Source organism: Ruegeria sp. N8 (assembly GCF_056531325.1).
This window is the reverse complement of the sequence record NZ_JBQFLQ010000002.1, coordinates 98,924-118,928: the sequence shown is the minus strand read 5'-3', so window position 1 is coordinate 118,928 and position 20,005 is coordinate 98,924. Positions and strand designations below refer to the sequence as shown.

The window sequence follows — 20,005 nt, the reverse complement described above, 5'->3', positions numbered from 1 at the left end:
CCGCAGGGCGGCGGGTGCAGAGCCCCCTACTTAGCTCGCCCGCATCAGCATACCATAGAGGTCTCGGGGATCGTCCGGGTCAGCGAGCATATCGAGAGCTTCGAAATAGTCGGTACCTTCGATTGCTGATTTGATATAGCAAAGGGCCGAGAAGTCCTCGATTGCGAAGCCCACACTGTCAAAAAGGGTGATTTGTTGGTTGTCCTTGCGACCCGCAGCTTGACCGGTCATGACCTGCCAAAGTTCAGTAACGGGATGATCGGGGTTCAGCGCCTGAATTTCGCCTTCGATGCGCGTTTGTTCGGGGTACTCGACAAAAATGTCCGAGCGGAGCAGGATGTCTCGATGCAGTTCGGTTTTACCAGGGCAATCGCCGCCGATGGCGTTGATGTGCACGCCAGGGCCGACCATGTTGTCGGTCAGGATTGTCGCGTATTTCTTGTCGGCCGTGCATGTTGTGATGATCTGAGCACCCTCGATGGCGTCTTCGGGCGTTTTGCACAGCACAACCGTCAGGCCAGAGTTTTTTAGGTTCGCCGCACATTTTTCGGTGGCAGCGGAATCGGTGTCGTACAGACGTACCGAGGTAATCCCACACATAGCCTTGAATGCCAGGCACTGAAACTCGGATTGTGCACCATTGCCGATCATCGCCATGGTCGTGGCGCCCTTTGGTGCAAGGTAACTGCCGACCAGGGCAGATGTGGCAGCGGTACGCAGGGCGGTCAGCAGGGTCATCTCGGTCAGCAGGGTAGGGTAGCCGGTATAGACGTCCGCAAGTAGGCCGAAGGCGGTGACCGTCTGAAGCCCTTCGGATGTGTTCTTGGGATGGCCGTTTACGTATTTGAACCCATAGGCCTCGCCATCAGACGTCGGCATCAGCTCGATCACGCCATGGGGGGAATGAGCGGGAATACGGGGCGTTTTATCGAAACTTTCCCACCGCTTGAAATCTGCTTCGATGCGGGCGGCGATCTGGGTGATCATGCGCTCAAGGCCGATATGGTGCACAAGGCGCATCATATTGTCGACTGACACAAAGGGCACGAGGGCTTTGTCTGAGGGTTGGTTCATCAGAAACTCCGGGTCGGGCGGTCGAAGATGCGCCGCCCCATCAGCGACGCAGCCAAATCGACCATCAGTTTTGCAGTACGGCCGCGCTCATCCAGAAACGGGTTGAGCTCGACCAGATCGAGCGAGCAGACCAGCCCGCTTTCGTGCAGCAATTCCATCACCAGATGCGCCTCGCGCTCGGTCGCGCCGCCGGGAACGGTAGTGCCGACCGCCGGGGCGATGGAGGGGTCGAGGAAATCAACGTCGAGCGACACATGAAGCAGGCCATTTGCGGCGCGGACTCGATCCAGAAAGGCCATTAGCGGGGCCTTGATCCCGTGTTCGTCGATGCTGCGCATATCGGCCAGCATAGCACGGTCCTGTTCCAGGCGCGCGCGCTCGGCCGGGTCTACAGATCGCAGGCCGATCATGCCAACGCGATCGGTCGGCACGGGGGTTGTGATCTTGGGAAAGGCGTCGAAACCCGATTGGCCGGTGAAATAGGCGACCGGGGTGCCGTGCAGGTTGCCGCTATCGGTGCTGTCGGGGGTATGGAAATCGCTGTGGGCGTCCAGCCACAGTACAAAGAGGGGACGGTTCAGCTGTTGAGCGTGCAGGGCCATGCCCGAAACGGTGCCCATCGACAGCGCGTGATCGCCACCCATGAAGATCGGCACGCCTTTGGGTGCTGTTTCAAGCGCGGCGCGCTGCAGTGCTTTGGTCCAGCCGACGCATTCCGGCAAAGCGAAAAGGTGCGCGTGTTCCGCCAGATCGGTTTGGTCGGGTCGGACATCTCCGGCATCGAGAACCGAGTGGCCGAGGTCTGTCAGCGCCGTCTTCAGCCCGGCGACGCGATAGGCGTCTGGGCCCATCCGGCAACCTTGGCGGCGTTTACCGGCATCCATGGGGGCACCGACGAGTATGAGGTTTTCCGTGGTCATGTTTCTATCTAGCCATTCTCTTTGACTTGCGAAAAGCCATCAAATTGTTCAAAATGAAAGCTGGTCATCCGAAATGGGAATGAGCAATGGACGATCTGGACAATCGCCTGCTGAGCGCTTTGCACCGTGATGCCCGTGCCTCTCTGTCTGAGCTGGCCGAGACGTTGGGCGTGACCCGCACAACGGTGCGCAGCCGGTTGCAGCGCCTCAAGCAATCGGGCGAGATCGTAGGGTTTACTGTTCTCACCCGGCGTGACGTGGCGCAAAGTCCGGTGCGTGGGTTGATGATGCTGGAAATCGAAGGGCGCGGAACCGAACGCACCATGTCGCGAATTGCCGCGATGCCACAAGTGCGCGCGGTGCATTCCACCAATGGAAGCTGGGATCTGATTGCCGAGATCGGAACCGATACGCTGGCCGAGTTGGACGCAATCCTGTTCCAGATCCGCCGGATGGAGGGGATCACCCGGTCCGAGACCAATCTGTTGCTGTCCACGCGGAAAGGCCGGGTGTAACCCCTTCTGACGCTTTGCGCTTTTGCGAAACTATGCGAAGGTCCCCCTGCGCGACTGTTGCGCGCCAATGACGATTGTCACGCCTTTGAGCAGAGGGATGGAATGACCACGCAGGACACTGAGCAAGAGCTCTGGGCTGTACGCTGGGCCGAGAAGATTACCGGCTTTCTGGAAAAGCCGCTGGTACGGATCGCGGTTCCGATTCTGGTGACGTTGATCGCACTGGTTGTTCTGCATGAACTATCTGCCCACGTGAAATGGGGGGATGTTCAGACCGATGTGGCGAACACATCGTGGAAGCTGATGTTCTTCGCTCTGTGTTGGACGGCGTTCAGCTTTCTCGCGTTGTCGATGTATGATGTTCTGGCGGTGCAAAGCGTGGCGGATGGTGAGGTGCCGTTGCCGGTGGCTGGGATGGCGGGGGCCTGCGGCTATGCCGTGTCGAATTGTCTGGGCTTTTCCTACATTACCGGGACGGCGATCCGGTATCGCATCTATGCGTCGCTGGGGCTGGACCTCAGCCGGGTGGCGGGTGTCATTGCGACGTCGTGGATTGCGTTCTGGTCAGGCATGGTGCTGCTGCTGGGCACACTGCTGACCATGCACCCGGACGGGATTTCGAAAATCCTGCCGATCAGCCCAACGCTTGAGACCGTGATCGGCGTGACGCTTCTGATCGCGCTGGCGGTTCTGCTCTTCTGGCTGGCTAAAGGTGGGCGCAGGCTGGCTTATGGAGGGCTGGGCTTCAACCTGCCCGGAGGTCGGCTGGCCGGGCTTCTGACCGTAGCGGCCATCTGCGATCTGTTCGGGGCGTCGATGACTCTCTACGTGCTGATGCCGGATGATCTGGGCGTTGGTTTCCCGTTCTTCTTTGCGATCTATATCGGCGCGATTGCGGTTGGAATTCTCAGCCATGCGCCGGGGGGTATTGGCGCCTTTGAGGCGACGCTGATCGCTGGTTTGGGCGCCTCAGGGCGCTCGGACGTGATTGCGGCATTGTTGCTTTATCGTTTGGTCTATACGTTCTTGCCTTTTGCCATCGCCGCTGTCTCGATCGCTGTGGTTTCGGGGATCAGCCATCGACGCCACATCACGGGTGCAGCCACATGGGTTTACCGCCTGATGCGCCCGATCGTGCCGATGGTTGCCGCAGGCGTGGCCGCCGTGGCTGGGGCCATATTGCTGCTGTCCGGTGCGCTGCCTGCGAGCAGTCAGAAACTGGGCGTTCTACGGGATGTGCTGCCCTTGTCCTTTGTTGAGGCTTCCCACCTGGCTGGCAGCGCCATCGGAGTTCTGTTGCTGTTGGTTTCGCGCGGGTTGTTTCGCAAACTCTACCGCGCGTGGATCGTCGCCATGCTGTTGATGGTGGCGGGGTTTGTTGCCTCGCTGACCAAGGGGCTGGACACGCATGAGGCGATTGGCATGGTCGCGGCCATCGCGTTGCTGGCCACGTTCAAGGACGCGTTTTATCGGGTCAGCGGCGCGTCGATCTTTCGCCTGAACATCCCCTGGCTGATCAGCGTTTTTGCCCTGCTGGCCGTAATCTTTTGGATCGGCCTGTTCGCTTATTCTCATGTGGAATACCAAAACGCCCTGTGGTGGGAGTTTGCCTGGAACGGTGACGCCTCGCGATTCCTACGCTCCAGCCTTGTGGTGGCGCTGATCCTTGGGGTGGTGGCTGTGATGTCTCTGTTCGGGCGCGAGATTCCAGTGCCGGAGCGCACCGAGATCCCTGCGGTGGTCGAACGGTTGGTGATGGAGAGCGAGGATACCGAATCCCAGATTTCCCTGACCGGGGACAAGCAGTTCCTGATCGCCCCCGACGACAGTGCCTTTCTGGCCTATGCCGATACCGGCAACGCGCTGATCACCAAGGGAGAGCCTGTAGGCGATGAAAAAGCCGGGCAGCAACTGATCTGGCAATTGCGCGAGATGGCGGATCGCGAAGGCAAGCTGTGCGCGTTCTACAGCGTCTCGACCAAATACCTGCCGACCTTTCTGGACCTCGGCCTGTCGATCCTGAAAATAGGAGAGGTCGCGCGGGTGCCGCTGAAAGATTTCTCGCTGGACGGCAAGTCGCGCAAGCGCTTCCGGCAGGCCAAGAACCGGGCCGAGCGCGAAGGCTATGTGTTCGAGATCATCCCGAAAGAGGACTTGGCCCCATACCTGCCAGAACTGCGTCAGGTTTCAGACGACTGGCTGGCGCAGAAAGCGGGCGAGGAAAAGGGCTTTGCCCTTGGTGGGTTTGACGATGCCTACCTGTCCTATTTCGACCACGCCGTGCTGCGCGACAAGGAAGGGGGGCGGATCGTGGCCTTTGCCAACCTGTTCCAGGGCGGTCAAAAATCCGAGCTATCGCTGGACCTGATGCGCTATGAACCCGATAGCCCCAGCTTTGTCATGGACGCGCTGTTCGCCGAGATGATGTCATGGGGCTCTGAGCAGGGCTTCCAATGGTTCTCACTGGGTGCAGCGCCATTTTCGGGGATCGAGAACCGGCAACTGGCCTCAATCTGGAACCGGATCGGAGGATTCGTTTATGAGCATGGCGAGCAGTTCTATCACTTCGAAGGGCTGCGCAGTTTCAAACAGAAGTTCGACCCGGAATGGAGCCCGAACTATCTGGCCAGCCCCGGTGGTCTGGCTGCACCTCGTATTTTGTATGAGGTGAATATCCTTATCTCGGGCGGGTTGCGGGGCCTCACCAAATAGTCGCTAATTCAGGCTGGCTTGCTGCGGCGTCTCTCGCAGCAAATCGCCCCAATCGGTTCGATAGGCCATCTCGGCCAGAACCGTTTCGGGCAGGAATTCCTGATTTTGCCGAATCTGCCAGCCGCCACCCAGCCCTTTGTAGACCGCTACCAGATTGCTGGACACCTGCTGACGCGCTTCGATCAGGTTCGCCTGCGAATTCAGCAGCGCGGTCTGCGTGTTCAGGATGCGGGAATAATCCGCGATCCCGTCCCGGTATTGATCCACCGCGATCTCGGCTGCGCGGCGCGAGGCGGCGACGCTGTTTTCATAGAACACAACCTGTTTGCGCGATTGGGAATAGGCGACCATGGCGCTTTCGACCTCGGAATAGGCGGTCAGCACAGTGTTCTGATAATTCGCGATCAGCGCCTGATAGGCGGCGTCCTGCGCGCGGACATTGTTCTTAATCCGGCCGTAGTTCAGCACGTTCCAGACGACGCCCGCATTGGCCAGTCCTGTGGAGCTGGCCGAGGTGAACAGGTCACGCCCACCGGACGCCTGCACCCCGATCGAGCCGGACAGGATGAACTGCGGATACAGATCCGCCATGGCGATCCCGACCTGCGCAGATTGCGTGGCTGCCGCCAGTTCCGCCGCGCGCACATCGGGACGGCGACGTAGCAGTTCGGCCGGAACACCCACGGCGACGTTTGACCGGGCCGAGGGGATACGCCCTGAATTGCCCAACAGACTGGTCATGCGCGAGGGTGTCGCGCCCAGCAGAACCGCCAGCGCATTCTTGGTTTGTTGCAGATCGCTTTCCAGCGCGGGCACCAGTGCTTTAGTGTTGTTCAGAAGGGCGGTGGATTCCTGCACATCCAGTTCGGTCGTGACGCCATTGTTGAACCGCAACTGGGTCAGGTCCGCCGATTCCTGTTGCAGCCGGATGTTTTCCCGCGCGACCGCCAGCGATTCCTGCAAGGCGCGGATATTGACATAGAGCGCGGCAACATCGCCCGTCAGCGTCACCAGCGCGTCGTCGTAATTGGCCACCTGCAACGCAAGATTGGACCGCGCCGCCTGCACGCCGCGCCGTTGCTGGCCCCAGACGTCCAGTTCCCACTGCGCGTCAAACCCGGCTTGCGATGTCGAAAACTCGGTGTCCAGCGGGATGATCTCGCGGATATCTGCGATGGGGCCGAGGTTTTCGCTGACCTGACGCCGCTCGATCGAGGCGCCGATGGCTTGTGATTGCGGGTACAACTCGCCAAACGCGATGCCCAACTGCGCACGGGCTTGCAATACGCGAGCCCCGGCCACCTGCAGGTCGAGGTTCTGGGCATAAGCCTCGTTTATCAATCTGTTGAGAGTTGGGTCATTGAATGTCTCCCACCATTTGACCACGGGCGCGCTGCGCGAGGTCAAACCGCTGGGTCCGGCACTGGGGCTGTTGACCTCGATCCATTCCTTCACGACCGGAGAGTTTGGGCGCACGAAATCCGGCCCTACCGGTGCGCATCCGGCCAACAGGGCGGCGCATAGCACGGTGCCCATCAGTTGGCGGATCAGGAGGGTTCGTTTCATGCGCTATGTCCTCAGATATCCAGCGGGCGGATGAAATTCGCAAATGAGTAGAGGCGAATGTTGATGCGCCGCAGAAATTCAAAGCTTTTGCCCTGACCGGTATAGATTGCGACCGCCGCGTGACCGCCTGCGGGGAAGGTGTGTCCATCCGGAATATCGACCGAGATTTGCACCGCAATGCGGCCCGGCAGTTTAGGCAGCTCAAAGCCGGGCAGGCGGCCCGAGGGCAGGTATTGCCCCTGACGGGTGGCCCACCAGATCGCTTCGACCTTGCCGGTGAGGATTTCCCCGGGATAAAGGTCCAACGCGATCTCAACCTCTTGCCCCGGCTCAACGAATTTCAGGTTCTGTTGCCGGTAAGTCGCCAGAATATAGGGGTTGTCGGTGGTGACAAAGCTGGCAATTGCCCCCAGACGCAGGTCACCGACGACAAGGCCGGGTCGGGCCTGCTGTGAAACGATCATGCCATCTTCGGGCGCGTAGATCGTGGTGTTGTCCAGATAATACTGCGCCTTGTCCAACTGTGCCTGCGCCTGAAGGATACCGGTATTCACCCCGTCGATCTGCGATGCTTGCGCCAATTCGGCCTTTTCCAGATTGGCTTGTGCCTCTTTGATCTTGGCCTCATCTTCGGTGACTTGTTCGTTCCAGCGATCCAGCTCATCCTGACGCGCCCCGCCTGCGGGAACGAGGTTCTGATATCGCGTCTGCTGGGTCAAAGCGTATGCAAGCTGTGCATTGGCGCGTTCGACCGCCTCGCCTGCGGCGATGACATCCTGTTCAAGGATCTTGGCGTTCTGCTGCGCGGCCACAAGCTGGGCCTTGGCTTCATCAAGCTCTAGCGCGAAGATGGTGTCGTCAAAGCGGTAGAGGGGATCGCCCTTTTTCACTTGCGTGTTCGGCTCGACCAGAACTTCGGTCAGCAGGGTGGGGCCGGTCAGACGCGGTACAATCTGGATGGTCGAACGCACCACATGGCTGTCGATGGAAAACGGCTGGAAGAAGCGCAGGGCGACCAGAAAGATCAACAACAGATGCGCGCCGACCCAGAAGGACACGATCCCCCATGCAATGTTGAACTTCAGCCATTGCAGTTTGAAGAAAATGAGCCAAACGAAAATAAGATAAAAAAGCGTAATGCCGAGGGCGACAAACATCGTGTGGAGGGTCCTTTGGCCTTAGCTTTTCTGCGGCTCATCCGGGTCAAGCGGATCGCGGTATTCCTCATTCAAGGTACCACCCAACCGTTTGATCTCTTTGCGGATCGCGTCGCGTTCGTCGTCTGGCATCCGGCGGATATCGACTGTGGTTCCATCATGGAAGGCCCAGATGAAGGCATGCACCCAGGGCACGATGGCCAGAAAGCCCATCCAGCCCATGATCTTGACGGCCTCGGCATGCGGATGGTTGCGCTTGATCGCGATGCGACCGGGCAGCCCCATGATGAACAAAAACAACGCCATGACTGCGCCCAGCAGCGGGATCAACGCGACAAAAGTCAGATAATCGTAGTAGCCAAGGGGTTGGCCCAACAGTCCCATGCTCGTGCCTCCTTGTTGGAAGGTTGTCCTATCCTCAGACGTCGGCACGGGGTTCGTCAATTAAATTATCGGCTGCCGCCCCGTCAGGCGCACAGTTTGACCTTCGTATTCCATTCCGCGCATTTCTTGGCCAGGTCTTCTGCCAAAGGTTGATCGGTGTAAAACACATCGACATTGGTCAGCGAGGCGATCCGCGCGGGCGCGGTTCTTTGGAATTTCGAGTGGTCGGCGACCAGCAGGCTGTGTCGGGCTTGGGCAATGATCGTCTGGCTGACCTTAACCTCCTGAAAGTCGAAATCCAGCAAATCGCCCGCCGCATCCAGGGCCGAGCATCCAATCACTGCGTAGTCAAACTTGAATTGCTCGATCGTCGAGATCGTCAGATCCCCCACCAGCCCACCGTCCGAGCGGCGCAGCACGCCCCCGGCGACAACGATCTGGCAGTTTGGGTTTTCGACAAGGATATTGGCGACATTCATGTTGTTGGTCACCACCATCAGGTCTTTGTGGTTCAGCAGTTGACGCGCGACGGCCTCGGTCGAAGTGCCGATATTCATGAAGAGGGACGCACCGTCGGGTATGTCCTGCGCGCAGGCTTGTGCGATCTGAACCTTGGTGTCGGCGTTGAGCGCCCGGCGGTCTTCGTAGCCGATATTCGACACGCCCGAGCGCAAGACCGCACCTCCGTGAACGCGGTCCAGCTTTCCCATGTCCGCCAGTTCAGAAAGGTCGCGGCGGATGGTTTGTACAGTGACATCAAATCTTTGCGCCAGTTCTTCGACCATGACACGGCCATCCTGTCGTGCAACTTCCAGAATGTCGGATTGGCGGAAGGACAGGGACATTTGAGACTCCGATAAGGGAATGTTCGATTTTATTCCTTTCCAACCTGTTTGCGGGAGGTTTCGGTAAAACTGCAAGGCCATTTTGCCAAAATTTCCATTTTGATGTAAAAAACGAACAATAACGAAAGTAAACATTGACGACCCGAGCGTGTATCGGGTTAATGGCGCTAAGTTTTCACGTCATGGGCATCTTGAGATATGACTCAGCAAAATCAGCAAGTGACCGACCTTTTCATTATCGGTGGAGGGATCAATGGCTGCGGTATCGCGCGGGATGCCGCCGGGCGCGGATTGTCGGTCATGCTGGCCGAAATGAACGATCTGGCTTCGGCTACATCCTCAGCCTCGACCAAGCTGTTTCACGGCGGGCTGCGTTATCTGGAGTATTTTGAGTTTCGACTGGTGCGCGAGGCTCTGATCGAACGCGAAACCCTGCTGCGGGCGATGCCGCATATCAGCTGGCCGATGCGGTTTGTGCTGCCTTATCACAAGGACATGCGGTTTGACTCTGAGACGCCGACCTCACGGCTGCTCGGCACTGTGATGCCATGGATGAAGGGGCGCCGCCCGGCGTGGCTGATCCGTCTGGGACTGTTTCTTTATGACCATCTGGGCGGACGTAAAATTCTGCCGGGGACCAGCGCGTTGGACCTAAGCACTGCGACCGAGGGCGTTCCGTTACAGGATCGGTTCCAGACGGCCTATGAATATTCCGATTGCTGGATCGAGGACTCGCGGTTGGTTGTCCTGAACGCGCGGGATGCCGAGGCGCGGGGTGCGCAGATCATGACCCGGACCGAAGTTCTGTCGGCAAAACGCGTGGATGATCTCTGGGAGATCACGCTCAGCGACAAGCGGTCAGACGAGACCCGCACAGTGCGGGCAAAGATGCTGATCAATGCGGGCGGTCCCTGGGTCGGCGATATCATCCAGACTAAAATCCACATGAACTCACGCGAAGGGGTTCGTCTTGTGCGCGGTAGCCATATCGTAACGCCACGGCTGTTCGACCACGAAAAATGCTACTTCTTTCAGGGTGAGGATGGCCGCATAATCTTTGCCATTCCTTACGAACGGGATTTCACCTTGATCGGCACCACCGATCAGGACCATGCTGACCCGTCTGAACCGCCTGTCTGCACTGAGGCTGAGCAGGATTATCTGTGTGCTTTCGCCTCGCGCTATTTCAAATCGCCGGTGACGCGGGATCAGATTGTCTGGACCTATTCGGGTGTGCGCCCGCTTTATGATGATGGGGCTAGCAGCGCCACAGCGGCCACGCGAGACTATACGCTGAAGGTGAACGCCGTGGGCGGGGCACCTGTGTTGAATGTGTTTGGCGGCAAGATCACCACCTATCGGCGTCTGGCCGAAAGCGCGCTTGAGAAAGTGGCGGAACACTTCCCCGATCTTCCGGGGCCATGGACGGCAGGCGTCGCCTTGCCGGGCGGAGATTTTCCGGTGGATGGTGTGGAAAAACTGATTGGCCAAATTCAGGCAGAGTTTACGTTCCTTGATCGCGGCTGGGCCGAGCGGCTTGTGCGCGCCTATGGCACCGAAGTACGCAACATATTGGGTGATGCGAAAACAACCAGTGATCTGGGCGAAGACTTCGGCGCGACACTGTTCGCGCGCGAGTTGGACTGGCTGACAACCCGCGAATACGCCTGCACTGCCGAGGATGTGGTCTGGCGACGCAACAAGCTGGGGCTGAGGCTGACGTCGGAGCAGATCGCGCGCATTCAGGCGTGGATGGATCAAAAACTGGCTTGAACGACCTGTACACAGAAAAAAGCCCCGCTGGTTGAGCGGGGCTTTTTGGTTCAGGCTGTTTCCTCGGATGGGCCGGGGTCGTTCTTGGTGCCCTTGATCCATTCTCGCAGTCCCTGCATCAGGGCATAGAGAACCGGAACCAGAATGACACCGATCAGCGTCGCCGCCAGCATTCCTCCGAACACGGCAACACCGATGGCCTTCTGGCTGGCCGCACCGGCGCCATTGGCGGCTAGCAGCGGCACAACACCAAGCAGGAACGAGAGCGCGGTCATCATCACCGCGCGGAAACGCTGATGCGCAGCTTCGGCAGCTGCTTCCTTAATCGACAGGCCGTTGGCGCGTTGCTCCATCGCAAATTCGACGATCAGAATGCCATTCTTCGAAGCGAGCCCCACAAGCATGATCATCCCGATCTGTGTATAGAGGTTGATGTCACTACCGACGATAGCCACCGCCGCCACCGCCCCGAACAAGGCGACGATCACAGATAGCAGGATCGAGACTGGCAACGACCAACTCTCGTACTGACCCACTAGGAACAGATACCCGAACAAGATTGCCAGCCCCAGGATCACGATCACCAGACCGCCCGAAGCCAGCTGCTGCTGCGCTGTGCCGGTCCACTCAAACGCATAACCGGGGGGCAGGGCGTTGGCGGATTCCTCGGTCATGACAGTGATTGCATCGCCGCTGGACAAGCCGGGGGCAGGAACCGCCGTCACCGTGGCAGACCGGAACAGGTTGTGCCGTTTCAGCAAAACCGGACCCAGCACATTTTCCACGTCGATCAACGTTCCCAAAGGAACCATCTCGCCCTTGGTCGAGCGAACATAGAGGTTTGCGATGTCGTCGACCTTGGTCCGGTATGACCCTTCGGCCTGAATCATCACGCGGTAGACCCGCCCGAACAGGTTGAAGTCGTTCACGTAGTACGAACCCAACTGCGCCTGCATGGTCTGGAAAATCTCGGCCACCGAGACTTGCAGTGTTTTGGCCTTTTCACGATCCAGATCGACAAACAACTGTGGAACATTGGCGCGGAAGGTTGTGTAGGCCTGTCCGATCTCAGGTCGTTGGTTCGCCGCATAGACAAACGAACCCACGGCCGAGGCCAAATCCTGAGGCGAGCCCCCTCCGGTCTGCTGTACCTCCATCTCGACACCCGCCGACATGCCCAGACCCTGAATGGGGGGTGGGTTGAACGCCACGATCGAGGCTGCAGATTCGCCGTTTGCAATTGCCAGAACTTTGCTCAGGATAGCGTCGGCGGTCAGGTCCGGCTCTTGCCGCTCTTCCCAGTTCTCAAGGTTCACAAAGATTGCGGCCCCGTTGGTCGTCGTGCCGTTCAGCAACGAGAACCCGTTGACTAGAACGGTACTGGCCACACCCGGAATTTCGCGGATCTTGTCGTCGACGCGGCTGGAGACGGTTTCGGTCCGCTCTAGTGTAGCAGCGTCGGGCAGTTGGATGTCCACGAATAGATATCCGTTATCCTCAAGCGGGATAAAGCCCTTGGATGTGGTGCCCATGATCGTACCGGTGCCCATCGCCAGAACGACGATGACACCTAAAGCCACCACCGGCAGGATCAGCATCTTGCGCACAATGGCGACGTAGCCGCTGCGCACGGTTCCGATGAAGTTTTCGAACATCGCCAGCAGCCCTTTTGGAGGACCGGACCGCGCCCGCAGCACCAGACCGCACAGGGCAGGGGACAGTGTCAGTGCGTTGATGGACGAAATCACAACAGCGGTCGAAATCGTCACTGCAAATTGTGAATAAAGTCTTCCTGAGATGCCCGGCATAAAGGTTACAGGCACGAAAACAGCCAGTAGAACCAGGGTGGTCGCGATCACCGGCCCGGTGATCTGGCCCATCGCCTTGCGGGTCGCCTCGGCGGGGGGGAGGCCTTCTTCGGCGATGATCCGTTCCACGTTCTCGACAACCACGATGGCGTCATCCACCACGATCCCGATGGCCAGCACCAGCGCAAACAGAGAGATCGTGTTCAGCGACATCCCAAAGGCCAGAAGGAATGCGAATGTTCCGATCAGAGAGACAGGGATGGCCACCGCTGGAATGATCGTTGCCCGCCAACTGCCCAGAAAGACAAACACCACTGAAATCACCAGAATGAAGGTCAGGATCAGGGTCGAGACCACGTCATTCAGCGATTGCTCAACGAAATCGGTTGTGTTGAAGGGCACTTGATATTCAACATCCGTCGGGAAGGATCGCGACAGGCGATCCAACTCGGCCTGAACGCGTTCAGACACGGCCAACGCGTTCGCGCCAGGAGCCTGGTAAATGCCGATGACGGTAGCAGGCACAGCCTGGAAATAGCCCGAGGCCGAATAGAACTGAGCGCCCAGCTCGACCCGTGCGATATCTTTGACCCGTACAATCGATCCTGCCTCACCAGTACGGATCACGATATCACCGAATTCATCGGCCGAGGTCAGTCGGCCCTTGGTCTTGATGGTGTACTGAAATGTTTGGCCCTCTGGCACAGGCGGAGACCCGATAGACCCTGCAGAGACCTCGATATTCTGTTCCCGGATGGCACTGATCACATCGCCCGGCGTGATCGACAAGGCGGCCATCTGATCAGGGTCCATCCAGATTCGCATTGCGTATTCCAGGTTGGTCAGAACATCAGCCTTACCAACGCCCTGAACCCGCGCCAGCGCGTCTTTCAGGTTGATCGACGCATAGTTCGACAGGAAGACACTGTCATATGTCCCATTGGGTGATGTCAGCGTGACCAAGAGCAGCATGTTGGTCGAAGCTTTTTGCGTGACGACGCCCGAAGAGGTCACTTCGGTAGGCAGCGAAGACATCGCCTGTGCCACGCGGTTTTGCACGTTGACTGATGCGATGTCGGGGTCAGTTCCGACTTCAAACGTAATATTCAGCGAATAGGAACCGTTGTCGGACGATGTCGACGTCATATAGATCATGTCGTCCACACCGTTGACCTGCGCCTCGATCGGGGCGGCGACGGTGTTTTCGACCGTCTCGGCATTTGCACCGGTATAGGTGGTCGTAACACTGACCACGGGCGGGGTGATGTCGGGGAATTGCGCCACCGGCAGCACCATGTAACCGATGCCGCCCATGATGGTCAGCACCAGCGAAATGACAAGCGCCAGCTTGGGCCGGCTGATGAACAGGGCAGAGAACATCCGTTATTCTCCCGGCTGCTCAGAGGCGACAACCGCATCAACGGCAACACCCGGACGCACCCGTTGCAAACCCTCGACAATCACGCTTTCCCCTGCGCGCAGCCCATCCTTGACGATGATAGCGGTCTCAACCGTGTTGCCGGTGGTTATATAGCGCTGTTCGACCATTTGCTGATCATTCACGACCAGCACAAACTCGCCCCTCTGATCGCGCTGCAAAGCGGCTTGCGGGATCAACACCTCAGTCGTTGGTTTCAATGCCTCGATCTGCACGCTTAAGAATGCACCATCGACGATCAGACGCTTGGCGTTGTCGAATTGAGCCCGCATCCTGATCGCCCCGGTCAGCGGGTCTATTCGGTTGTCGACAAAGACGATTGTACCTTCCTCATCCAGTTCGGTCCCGTTGGGCAGGACAACTTTCACCACTGGGCTTTTATTGCTTTCCGCAAGCGAGGCGGCGTTTTCACCCACCGCCTGCAGAACCGACGTGAACTCCTTTTCGTTCAGCGAAAAATTCACATAGATCGGGGCTTCGCTGACTATATTCACCAGTGGTGGATTATTCGGCCCAACCACATCCCCGACACTTGTAGTAGCGCGACCGATACGTCCGTCGAAGGGAGCGTGGATTTCCGTATAGCTGAGATCAAGTTTGGCTTGTTTAATCGCGGCCTGCGCGGACTTGACCTCGGCTTCGGCCACCAGTTCATTGGCGCGGGCAATGTCGCGTTCGGATTCTGGGGTCGCGTCACGCTCGTACAATTCCTGTTTACGTGCGAGCTCCACCTTGGCCAGTTCCAGATTGGCCTGCGCCCGGTCCAGATCGGCATTTCTGGCATCCAGCGTGGCCTGATAGAGGTCAGGCTCGATGGTAAACAGCAGATCGCCTTCCTTAACCAACGCACCATCTTCCACGTTCTGACTGTCCAGAAACCCGCTGACCCGAGCGATGATATCCGCCTTATTCAGCGCCTCGGCCCGACCGATAAAGGTTGCTTCCTCGGTAATGTCCTGAGTGTAGGCGGCCGCGATTGAAACCTTGGGCGGTTGCGCATCGCCAGTGTCTTGCGCTGTGCTGGGATCGGCAAGTGTAATCAAGCCCAACGCGGCAGCGCAACTGAGCGCTTTGAACGACCGGCCACTCTGCAAAGGTTTCAAAAAGTTTGGATCAAAGAACATGGCGAATGCCTCGTGATGGTCTAACAAAAATCGACCCGACCACCCACTTACAGGCCGAGTCGATTGCACTTTGAGACGAGGATGACGGGTTTGCGATTTTTTCTCAAGCGTATTGAGGTTTTTCGCTGGGGATAAGATCTAGAAAAAATGCTGGAAGTGCGGTTGTTTACGTGGTGTTTTTCGCTTTTTCTCTTTTGGGTTTGGGGTCGTGTGCGAACAGGCGGGCAAGAAAAAAGGGGCCGAAAGGCCCCTTTGTCTTGATCCTTGTTGGCGCCTAGATGCGTGTGCCCGCGAAGCGGGTCTCCCAATCTTCGCGCTGCTCGTCGGTGATCTTGGCGAACAGCACATCCGGCACCGCGAACGCGTGACCCGCAGGTAGCGCTTCCAAAGCCTCGGCCACTTGATCGGGCCAGCTTGTGTCCAGCGTATTCATCGCGCTGAGCATCCGGGCCGAGGTTTCGGGGATGAACGGCGCGCTGAGCACCGCGTAAAGGCGAATCAGGTTCAGGCCCAGGCGGACCTGCGCGGCGGCTTGTTCGGGGTCTTCCTTGAAGGTCGACCACGGCGCCGCAGATTGCAGATATTCATTGCCTGCCACCCAAATCGCGCGCAATTCTTGCGCTGATTTGCGAACCTCCATCGCCTCCATGAACCCTTCATAGGCACGGACGCGGCGGGTGAGTTCCGCGATAAGCTCTTGTTCACGATCACCAAATGTGCCGCCCTCTGGCACCGCCTCACTGAATTTTGAACGGCAGAACTTGGTGATCCGGCTGACGAAATTGCCCAGCACGTCAGCGAGGTCCTTGTTCACCGATTGCTGGAAATTCTCCCACGTGAACTCGCTATCGCTGCTTTCCGGCGCATGGCTCAGCAGCCACCAGCGCCAGTAATCGGCGGGCAGGATCTCAAGCGCCTGATCCATGAAAACGCCGCGGCCTTGGCTGGTCGAGAACTGGCCGCCATCATAGTTCAGATAGTTGAAGGATTTCAGGTGATCGACCATCTTCCACGGCTCGCCCGAACCCAGAATTGTGGCGGGGAAGCTGAGCGTATGGAAGGGCACGTTGTCCTTGCCCATGAATTGTACGTAACGGACGTCATCCGCACCTTTGTCGGTGCGCCACCAGCGTTCCCACTCTGCATCCGGTTTGCCGCTGGCATCGGCCCATTCCTTGGCGCAGGCGATATATTCGATCGGCGCGTCGAACCAGACATAGAAGACCTTGCCTTCCATCCCCGGCCAGTCCTGATCGCCTTTCTTCACCGGCACACCCCAGTCCAGATCACGGGTGATGCCGCGATCCTGCAGGCCGTCGCCGTCATGCAGCCACTTCTTGGCAATCGAAGTCGTCAAGATCGGCCAGTCGGCTTTGCTGTCGATCCATGCATCCAGCTGATCTTTCATCGCGGATTGGCGCAGATACAGGTGCTTGGTCTCGCGGATCTCTAGATCAGTCGAGCCGCTGATGGCGCTGCGCGGCTCGATCAGGTCGGTTGGGTCTAACTGCTTGGTGCAGTTTTCGCACTGATCGCCGCGCGCGCGGTCATAGCCGCAGTTGGGGCAGGTGCCCTCGATATAGCGGTCAGGCAGGAACCGGCCATCGGCGTTGGAATAGACCTGTTTCTCGCTGACCTCACGGATCAGCCCGGCCTCGTCCAGCTTGCCAGCGAAATGCTGGGTCAGTCGTTTGTTCTGATCGCTGGAAGACCGCCCGAAGTGATCGAAGCTCAACCCAAAGCGGTTCGCGATATCGGCCTGAACGGCGTACATATCGGCGCAATAGTCTGCCACCGGTTTGCCCGCCTTTGCTGCGGCCAACTCTGCTGGCGTGCCGTGCTCGTCGGTGGCACACAGGAACATGACCTCATTCCCTCGGCCGCGCTGGTAGCGTGCATACAGATCAGCTGGCAATTGCGAGCCGATCAGGTTGCCGAGGTGCTTGATCCCGTTGATGTAAGGGATCGCCGAGGTGATGAGAATCCGAGCCATTTTGCGTTTCCACGTGTCTAACTGCGCGACCGTCTACCTTATGTGACCGCCCAGCAAAACCCCGGCTTTTACCCACATGTCATTTTAGACACGCATCTATCAGAAAACGCGCCACTGATGCGGCCGCCGATTGTACCCGGATGACAGCGCGCAATACCCATAGGTTGTAAATTGGAATCACAACCTCTTGAATTTCGAGAAATGACTTCCCATATGAAATGTATACCAAAGTATACAATAACGAGGGCGATCCGCTGATGTTCGACTTTTTGCTCGAGGGTGCTTTTGTGCCCTTTACCCTTTCGCTTGCGCTGCTGTTCGGTCTGCTGGCGCTAGAGCTTGTGGCTCTGGCGATCGGCGGCAGCCTACTGGCGGGTGAGGGCGAGGTTGACCTGGATGCGGTTGATGCGCCTGATCTGGATGTGGCCGACCTTGATCTAGACATCGACGCGGATGTTGATCTGGGTGACTTTGAGCTGGCCGAGATCGAGGCTGATGCGCCGGGGGCCGAACTGCCCGGGCCTATGGCATGGTTGGGTCTGGGCAAGGTGCCCTTCATGATCTGGCTGGCGGTGCTGCTTGCGGGCTTTGGCCTGTCGGGCATGGGCCTGCAACTGGCGCTGCGCGACCTGCTGGGCTTTGACATGCCATCTTGGATCGCCGCCATCCCGGCTGGCGCATTCGGACTGTGGTTCGCACGCGGCTTTGGCGGTGTTTTTGCCCGCCTTCTGCCCAAGACCGAGACCGAAGCGATGTCGGAACGGATGCTTGCTCGCCGTCGTGGTGTGATCACCCAAGGCACCGCATCGCGCGGCCGGCCGGCCGAGGTGCGCGTCATGGATCGCTTTGGCAACACGCATTACCTGCGCGCCGAGCCACTGCAGGACAAAGAGATGTTGGAGCAGGGCACGGATGTCCTTGTTCTACGCGACAGACGGCGCGACCGGTTCGTAATGGTCGGCTTGTCAGACTAACCAAATTTCAAACCCCAACTCGGAGGATTTTGCATGGAAGTTCAATTCCTGGCCGTCACGGTTGTGACTATTCTGGCCGTACTCTTGTTCATTGGCCTTGTGCTGGGCCGTCTCTATCGTCGCGCTACGCGTGAAGTCAGTCTGGTGAAAACCGGGGCAGGCGGCAAAAAGGTCATCATGGATGGCGGCGTCATCATTGTGCCGCTGCTGCACGAGGTCAGCCCCGTTAACATGAAGACCCTGCGCCTTGAGGTGCAGCGCAGCGGTGAGGCCGCGCTGATTACCAAAGACCGGATGCGCGTGGACGTAGGTGTCGAGTTCTACGTCTCGGTCATGGCGACCGAAGAGGGTATCGCACGTGCTGCGCAAACGCTGGGCGACCGCACTTTCGACGTTGAGCAACTGCGTGAGATGATCGAAGGCAAGCTGATTGACGGCTTGCGCGCCGTGGCGGCTCAGATGACCATGGATGGTCTGCATGAGAACCGCGCCGACTTTGTGCAAGAGGTGCAGAATGCGGTGTCCGAAGACCTGTTGAAGAACGGTCTGTCGCTGGAATCTGTCTCGCTGACTGCGTTGGACCAGACTCCGTTCGAAGCTCTGGACGAGAACAACGCCTTTAACGCGGTGGGTATGCGCAAGCTGGCCGAGGTGATTGCCGTGTCCAAAAAGGAACGCGCGCAGATTGATGCCGAGGCTGAGGTTGAAGTACGTCGTGCCGCGATGGAGGCGGAACGCCAAAAGCTGCTGATCGAACAGGATGAGGCGCAGGCACGGATTGAGCAGGCCCAAAAGGTCGAAACCATGCGCGTGGCGCAAGAGGCCGAAATCGCAGCCCGGACCGAGGACTCGGTGCGCGAGACTGAACGCGCCCGGATCGCCCGTGAAGAAGCCATCCGTTCGGCCGATATTGAGCGGGAGCGTAAAATCCGCGATGCCGAGATTGCCAAAGAGCGTGAGATTGAAGTGGCCGAACAGGAACGTCAGATCATCATCGCGCAGAAATCCGAAGAGGAAAGCCGCGCGCGTGCGTCTGCCGACTTGGCCCGTGCCGAGGCGACCAAGGCAACCGAAGCCGTCGCGACCGCCCGCGAGGTGGCCGAAGCCGAGCGGATCAAGCAGATCGCTCTGATCGAAGCCACGCGTGAGGCCGAACGTCAGGCGACCGCGATCCGGCTGGCCGCGCAGGCCGAGAAAGAGGCCGCCGCTGACCGCGCCGAAGCCCGCCGCGAAGAGGCGCAGGCCGAGGCGGACGCGCTGAACATCCGGGCCGAGGCCAAGAAAAACGACATGCTGGCCGAAGCCGAAGGCAAGCGCGCCATTGTCGAGGCCGACAATGCTCTGTCCGCGGCCCAGATCCGCATGAAGGTCGATATGGCGCGGATTGAGACGATGCCATCGATCATCTCGGAGATGGTCAAGCCTGCGGAAAAAATCGACTCGATTAAGATCCATCAGGTGGGCGGCATCGGGGCCGGGGCCTCGGGCGGCACGGCCAACAGCGACAAGCCGGTGGTCAATCAGGCACTGGATTCGATCATGGGCATGGCGGTGCAGATGCCCGCGCTCAAGAAGCTGGGCGAAGAGCTTGGTCTGTCGATGGAAAACGGTGTCGGCGGCGTAGTGAACGGAGCGCTAGAGCAGACGCAGGACCCCGTCGAGGGGCTGGAGGACGAGACGCCTCCGACCCAGTAACAAAAGGAAGGGCCGGGATTTCCCGGC

14 protein-coding genes are annotated in these 20,005 nt (G+C 58.7%); 5 read left to right on the top strand and 9 right to left on the bottom strand.

Going from position 1 to position 20,005, the window contains the following annotated elements; genetic code table 11:
* Positions 1-30 precede the first annotated feature (30 nt).
* Both ACR0C5_RS04640 and rocF read right to left on the bottom strand, forming a co-directional pair.
* Positions 31-1,074, bottom strand: coding sequence for an ornithine cyclodeaminase (locus ACR0C5_RS04640; RefSeq protein ID WP_170769499.1), 1,044 nt, complete (start codon positions 1,072-1,074; stop codon positions 31-33).
* Positions 1,074-1,994, bottom strand: a complete 921-nt coding sequence (gene rocF, locus ACR0C5_RS04635; RefSeq protein WP_170769500.1) for an arginase — start codon at positions 1,992-1,994, stop codon at positions 1,074-1,076. Before rocF ends, ACR0C5_RS04640 begins: the two co-directional genes overlap by 1 nt.
* An 86-nt stretch (positions 1,995-2,080) precedes the next feature.
* Between rocF and ACR0C5_RS04630 the strand changes: the two genes are divergently transcribed.
* The gene (locus tag ACR0C5_RS04630; protein ID WP_170769501.1) at positions 2,081-2,509 is read left to right on the top strand and encodes an Lrp/AsnC family transcriptional regulator; all 429 of its coding nucleotides are present in this window, start codon (positions 2,081-2,083) and stop codon (positions 2,507-2,509) included.
* A 102-nt stretch (positions 2,510-2,611) separates the two neighbouring features.
* Positions 2,612-5,221 (top strand): bifunctional lysylphosphatidylglycerol flippase/synthetase MprF, encoded by a 2,610-nt coding sequence (gene mprF / locus ACR0C5_RS04625; protein ID WP_170769502.1) that lies wholly within the window; start codon positions 2,612-2,614, stop codon positions 5,219-5,221.
* Between the two features lie 3 nt (positions 5,222-5,224).
* On the opposite strand, the gene ACR0C5_RS04620 is transcribed toward mprF, so the two are convergent.
* The 4 genes from ACR0C5_RS04620 to ACR0C5_RS04605 form a co-directional block, all read right to left on the bottom strand.
* On the bottom strand, positions 5,225-6,787 hold the full coding sequence (locus ACR0C5_RS04620; protein ID WP_480874900.1) for an efflux transporter outer membrane subunit: 1,563 nt from the start codon (positions 6,785-6,787) through the stop codon (positions 5,225-5,227).
* Positions 6,788-6,798: 11 nt separating this feature from the next.
* Positions 6,799-7,944: an HlyD family secretion protein gene (locus tag ACR0C5_RS04615; RefSeq protein WP_480874897.1), complete on the bottom strand. Its 1,146-nt coding sequence runs from the start codon at positions 7,942-7,944 to the stop codon at positions 6,799-6,801.
* Positions 7,945-7,965: 21 nt separating this feature from the next.
* Entirely contained in the window at positions 7,966-8,328 is a 363-nt protein-coding gene (locus tag ACR0C5_RS04610) for a DUF3302 domain-containing protein (protein ID WP_480874895.1), read from the bottom strand.
* Positions 8,329-8,411: 83 nt separating this feature from the next.
* Positions 8,412-9,173 (bottom strand): DeoR/GlpR family DNA-binding transcription regulator, encoded by a 762-nt coding sequence (locus ACR0C5_RS04605; protein WP_480502961.1) that lies wholly within the window; start codon positions 9,171-9,173, stop codon positions 8,412-8,414.
* Positions 9,174-9,371: 198 nt separating this feature from the next.
* Here ACR0C5_RS04605 and glpD point away from each other — a divergent pair, with 198 nt between their 5' ends.
* Positions 9,372-10,946, top strand: coding sequence for a glycerol-3-phosphate dehydrogenase (gene glpD / locus ACR0C5_RS04600; protein WP_170769507.1), 1,575 nt, complete (start codon positions 9,372-9,374; stop codon positions 10,944-10,946).
* A gap of 50 nt (positions 10,947-10,996) precedes the next feature.
* Here glpD and ACR0C5_RS04595 read toward each other — a convergent pair whose 3' ends face one another.
* The 3 genes from ACR0C5_RS04595 to metG form a co-directional block, all read right to left on the bottom strand.
* Entirely contained in the window at positions 10,997-14,134 is a 3,138-nt protein-coding gene (locus ACR0C5_RS04595; RefSeq protein ID WP_170769508.1) for an efflux RND transporter permease subunit, read from the bottom strand.
* Between the two features lie 3 nt (positions 14,135-14,137).
* On the bottom strand, positions 14,138-15,316 hold the full coding sequence (locus ACR0C5_RS04590) for an efflux RND transporter periplasmic adaptor subunit (protein ID WP_170769509.1): 1,179 nt from the start codon (positions 15,314-15,316) through the stop codon (positions 14,138-14,140).
* 274 nt (positions 15,317-15,590) lie between these two features.
* Complete coding sequence (metG, locus tag ACR0C5_RS04585; RefSeq protein WP_170769510.1) at positions 15,591-17,309, bottom strand: methionine--tRNA ligase; 1,719 nt, start codon at positions 17,307-17,309, stop codon at positions 15,591-15,593.
* A gap of 218 nt (positions 17,310-17,527) precedes the next feature.
* Here metG and ACR0C5_RS04580 point away from each other — a divergent pair, with 218 nt between their 5' ends.
* Together ACR0C5_RS04580 and ACR0C5_RS04575 are read left to right on the top strand one after the other, a co-directional pair.
* On the top strand, positions 17,528-18,283 hold the full coding sequence (locus tag ACR0C5_RS04580) for an OB-fold-containig protein (RefSeq protein WP_480874890.1): 756 nt from the start codon (positions 17,528-17,530) through the stop codon (positions 18,281-18,283).
* 33 nt (positions 18,284-18,316) lie between these two features.
* A complete protein-coding gene (locus tag ACR0C5_RS04575; protein ID WP_480502956.1) occupies positions 18,317-19,978 on the top strand; it encodes a flotillin family protein in 1,662 nt (553 codons plus the stop codon).
* Positions 19,979-20,005 lie beyond the last annotated feature (27 nt).